Raw genomic sequence first — 5,236 nt, forward strand, 5'->3', positions numbered from 1 at the left:
CCCCAAAGTTAGACTTTTAAATTTAGATATGTCAAACTCCAAATTTTTCAAAAAAAGTATGAATAATAGGCTTGCCATAGGAGGGATGAGATGATATTATAACTGGGCACTAGAGAGCAGTACAAAAGACAATGGCAGAGCTTTTTGGAAGAGGGAAGAAGGTATAAAGTACTCAAAACAAAGGGGAAAAGAAAGCGAGAAAAGTCGAAAAAAAGTAATTGACAAAGTCAGAAGGTATTGGTATTATAGTCAAGCACGCTTGAAGAGAGCGTGAGAGATCTTTGAAAACTGAATAGGAATTAAAAACATTACAGAACAACGTCAACGAAACAAGAAAGAAGTAGCCAAAGAGCTACGGAATAAAGAGTCAATCAAATGAAGAGTTTGATCCTGGCTCAGGATAAACGCTGGCGGCGTGCCTAATACATGCAAGTCGAACGCTGGAAACCTAGCTTGCTAGGTGGAAAGAGTGGCGAACGGGTGAGTAATACATAAGCAATCTGCCCACAAAGACCGGGATAACCTCTGGAAACGGGGACTAATACCGGATAGGTAAGGAGAAGGCATCTTTTCTTTATTAAAGGTTAAAAACACTAGTGGATGAGCTTATGGCGCATTAGTTAGTTGGTGAGGTAAAGGCTCACCAAGACGATGATGCGTAGCCGGCCTGAGAGGGTGAACGGCCACATTGGGACTGAGACACGGCCCAGACTCCTACGGGAGGCAGCAGTAGGGAATTTTCGGCAATGGGGGCAACCCTGACCGAGCAACGCCGCGTGAGTGAAGACGGCCTTCGGGTTGTAAAGCTCTGTTGTAAGAAAAGATAAACCGGAAGAGAATTTCAGTCAGACATTATCTTACCAGAAAGCCACGGCTAACTACGTGCCAGCAGCCGCGGTAATACGTAGGTGGCGAGCGTTATCCGGAATTATTGGGCGTAAAGGGTGCGTAGGCGGTCTGTTAAGTTCATGGTCAAATTGTGGGGCTCAACCCCATCACGCCATGGATACTGGCAGACTAGAGTATTGGAGAGGCAAGTGGAATTCCATGTGTAGCGGTAAAATGCGTAGATATATGGAGGAACACCGGTGGCGAAGGCGACTTGCTGGCCAAAGACTGACGCTGAGGCACGAAAGCGTGGGGAGCAAATAGGATTAGATACCCTAGTAGTCCACGCTGTAAACGATGAATACTAAGTATTGGGGAGACTCAGTGCTGCAGCTAACGCATTAAGTATTCCGCCTGTGGAGTATGCACGCAAGTGTGAAACATAAAGGAATTGACGGGGGCCCGCACAAGCGGTGGAGTATGTGGTTTAATTCGACGCAACGCGAAGAACCTTACCAGGCCTTGACATCCCTTGCAAAGCCCTAGAGATAGGGAAGAGGTTATCAAGGAGACAGGTGGTGCATGGTTGTCGTCAGCTCGTGTCGTGAGATGTTGGGTTAAGTCCCGCAACGAGCGCAACCCTTGTCTTCAGTTACCAGCATTCAGTTGGGGACTCTGGAGAGACTGCCGGTGATAAACCGGAGGAAGGTGGGGATGACGTCAAATCATCATGCCCCTTATGGCCTGGGCTACACACGTACTACAATGGCTATTACAACGTGCAGCGACTGTGTGAACAGGAGCGAATCACTGAAAGATAGTCTCAGTTCGGATTGGAGTCTGCAACTCGACTCCATGAAGTTGGAATCGCTAGTAATCGCGGATCAGCATGTCGCGGTGAATACGTTCTCGGGCCTTGTACACACCGCCCGTCATACCATGAGAGTTGGCAATACCCGAAGCCGGTGGCCTAACCGCAAGGAAGGAGCCGTCGAAGGTAGGGCTAATGATTGGGGTCAAGTCGTAACAAGGTATCCCTACGAGAACGTGGGGATGGATCACCTCCTTTCTAAGGAGAAAGATGTACACAAGAAAGAAGTTGGAGTAATAAATTCCTATTTAGTTTTGAGAGATTTCGGAAAAAGACTCTCAAGAGCAGTTCTTTGAAAACTGAATAACAGAAGAAGACAATAGATAGGTCTTTTTCGTAAAGTTGTGATAACAAGATTAACAGAAAAAGTTGAAAGACAAAAAGTTAACAGTTCTCGTACAAACGCAAAAAAGAGTGATTAAACGAACAAGAGCGTACGGTGGATGTCTTGGCATATAGAGCAGAAGAAGGACGCAGCAAACGGCGAAACGCCTCGGGGAGTCGTACACAGGCAACGATCCGGGGGTATCCGAATGGGGGAACCCGATACATAGGAAATGATGTATCACCCATAAGCCAATACATAACTTATGAGGAGAAAACCCAGTGAATTGAAACATCTTAGTAACTGGAGGAAAAGAAAATAACAATGATTCCGAGAGTAGTGGCGAGCGAAATTGGAAGAGCCCAAACCAGCTAAGAGCTGGGGTAGTAGGACCACGAGATGGTACAGATGAAGATAGTCGAATGAGATTGAAAGCTTCAGCCGCAGAAGGTGCAAGCCCTGTAGACGAAATTTTCAAATGGCCTAGTGGGATCCTGAGTACGTCGGGGCACGTGGAACCCTGACGGAAGCGACCGGGACCATCCGGTAAGGCTAAATACTCCTATATGACCGATAGTGAACCAGTACCATGAGGGAAAGATGAAAAGAACCGCGGGAGCGGAGTGAAATAGATTCTGAAACCGTATGCTTACAAAAAGTCAGAGCACATTCATGTGTGATGGCGTGCCTTTTGTAGAATGAACCGGCGAGTTATCCTTACGTGCGAGGTTAAGCAGACAATGCGGAGCCGAAGCGAAAGCGAATCTTAATAGGGTGAAGAGTACGTAGGGATAGACCCGAAGCCGTAGTGATCTAGTCATGAGCAGGTTGAAGTCTGGGTGAATCCAGATGGAGGACCGAACCGACCCCCGTTGAAACGTTGGCGGATGACTTGTGATTAGCGGAGAAATTCCAATCGAACACGGCGATAGCTGGTTCTCCCCGAAATAGCTTTAGGGCTAGCGTTGAACGGATCTACCCGGAGGTAGAGCACTGAAATCTTGCGGGCGGCACCTAGCCGTACCAATAGATATCAAACTCCGAATGCCGGGCAAGAATATTCAGCAGTCAGACTGTGGGTGATAAGGTCCATGGTCAAAAGGGAAACAGCCCAGATCATCAGATAAGGTCCCAAAATTTACGCTAAGTGGAAAAGGATGTGGAGACGCGCAAACAGCTAGGAGGTTGGCTCAGAAGCAGCCATCCTTGAAAGAGTGCGTAACAGCTCACTAGTCGAGTATCTCCGCGCCGAAAATTTACCGGGGCTAAGCGTAATACCGAATCTATGGATTTGAATTTAATTCAAGTGGTAGGGGAGCGTTCCATACAGCATTGAAGGTATACCGTAAGGAGTGCTGGAGCGTATGGAAGTGAGAATGCCGGTGTGAGTAGCGAGATGTAGGTGAGAATCCTACACACCGATAGACCAAGGTTTCCAGGGGAAGGTTCGTCCGCCCTGGGTAAGTCGGGACCTAAGGCCAGGCCGAAAGGCGTAGTCGATGGACAGCAGGTTGATATTCCTGCACCCGCGAATCAAGTGAAGGAGTGACAGAAAAGGTTAACCAGACCCCTTAATGGATTGGGGATTGTAAGGAGAAGAGGCTGATAGGCAAATCCGTCAGCGTAATTGAAGCCTTGCAGGGAGTGAACGCGCGAGCAAGTAGCGAAGATGGTGACACCGGTTCTCAAGAAAAGCTTCTAGCGTCAATTGATTAGTGGCCCGTACCAAAACCGACACAGGTGGTCAAGGCGAATAGCCTAAGGTGAGCGAGAGAACTGTTGCCAAGGAACTCGGCAAATTGGCCCCGTACGTTCGCAATAAGGGGTGCTCGAAAGAGCCGCAGTAAATAGGCCCTAGCAACTGTTTAACTAAAACATAGCTCTCTGCAAAGTCGCAAGACGAAGTATAGGGGGTGACACCTGCCCGGTGCTGGAAGGTCAAGGGGATTAGTTAGGAGTAATCCGAAGCTTTGAACCGAAGCCCCAGTGAACGGCGGCCGTAACTATAACGGTCCTAAGGTAGCGAAATTCCTTGTCAGGTAAGTTCTGACCCGCACGAAAGGTGTAATGATTTGGGCACTGTCTCGGCAGCAGACTCGGTGAAATCTTAGTACCTGTGAAGATGCAGGTTACCCGCAACTAGACGGAAAGACCCCATGGAGCTTTACTATAGCCTGCTATTGAGTTTCGGTTAAGTATGCACAGTATAGGTGGGAGACGAAGAGACCGGCCTTTCGGGGTCGGAGGAGTCACCGTTGGGATACCACTCTTACTTGATTGAAATTCTAACTCCGGACCGTGATCCGGGCGGAGGACCGTGGCAGGTGGGTAGTTTGACTGGGGCGGTCGCCTCCCAAAGAGTAACGGAGGCGTACAAAGGTACTCTCAGAATGGTTGGAAATCATTCAACGAGCGCAAACGCAGAAGAGTGCTTGACTGCGAGACAAACAGGTCGAGCAGGGACGAAAGTCGGTGTTAGTGATCCGGCGGTGCAGAATGGAATGGCCGTCGCTTAACGGATAAAAGCTACCCTGGGGATAACAGGCTGATCTCGCCCAAGAGTTCACATCGACGGCGAGGTTTGGCACCTCGATGTCGGCTCATCGCATCCTGGAGGTGAATTCGCTTCCAAGGGTTGGGCTGTCCGCCCATTAAAGCGGTACGCGAGCTGGGTTCAGAACGTCGTGAGACAGTTCGGTCCCTATCTGTTGTGGGCGTTGGAAATTTGAGGAGAGCTGCCCCTAGTACGAGAGGACCGGGGTGGACATTCCTACGGTGCACCAGTTGTCACGCCAGTGGCATAGCTGGATAGCCGAGAATGGACCGGATAAACGCTGAAGGCATCTAAGCGTGAAACCGACTCCAAGATAAGATTTCCCATCATTTCAAATGAATAAGACCCCTTAAAGACGATGAGGTTGATAGGTCAGGGATGTAAGCATAGTGATATGTTGAGTTGACTGATACTAATAGGTCGAAGGTTTATTCACGAAGAGAACGCCAATTTTACGAAAAGACAGAAAATGTCTTCTAAGCTGTTATTTAGTTTTCAGAGAATTGACTCTGAAAAGATCCGGTGACGATAGCGAAGTGGCCACACCTGTTCCCATCCCGAACACAGAAGTTAAGCACTTCAGCGGCAAAAATAGCCCTTTGGGTGAATCGAGCTCGTTGCCGGGTCTATTTTTTTTATCCTTTTTTTACTTTATAAT

General features: G+C 48.5%; 3 rRNA genes. All 3 read left to right on the forward strand.

The window, feature by feature from the left end:
* Nucleotides 1-372: 372 nt before the first annotated feature.
* The 3 genes from K7I92_RS07335 (at nucleotide 373) to rrf (ending at nucleotide 5,204) form a co-directional block, all read left to right on the forward strand.
* Nucleotides 373-1,897: ribosomal RNA gene (locus K7I92_RS07335) — 16S ribosomal RNA — on the forward strand.
* 218 nt (nucleotides 1,898-2,115) lie between these two features.
* Nucleotides 2,116-5,014, forward strand: a 23S ribosomal RNA gene (locus K7I92_RS07340).
* Nucleotides 5,015-5,096: 82 nt separating this feature from the next.
* Nucleotides 5,097-5,204, forward strand: a 5S ribosomal RNA gene (gene rrf / locus K7I92_RS07345).
* Together the 16S, 23S and 5S rRNA genes form the textbook arrangement of a ribosomal RNA operon.
* Nucleotides 5,205-5,236 lie beyond the last annotated feature (32 nt).

This window comes from Bulleidia sp. zg-1013, assembly GCF_019798045.1.
GTDB lineage: Bacteria > Bacillota_I > Bacilli_A > Erysipelotrichales > Erysipelotrichaceae > Bulleidia.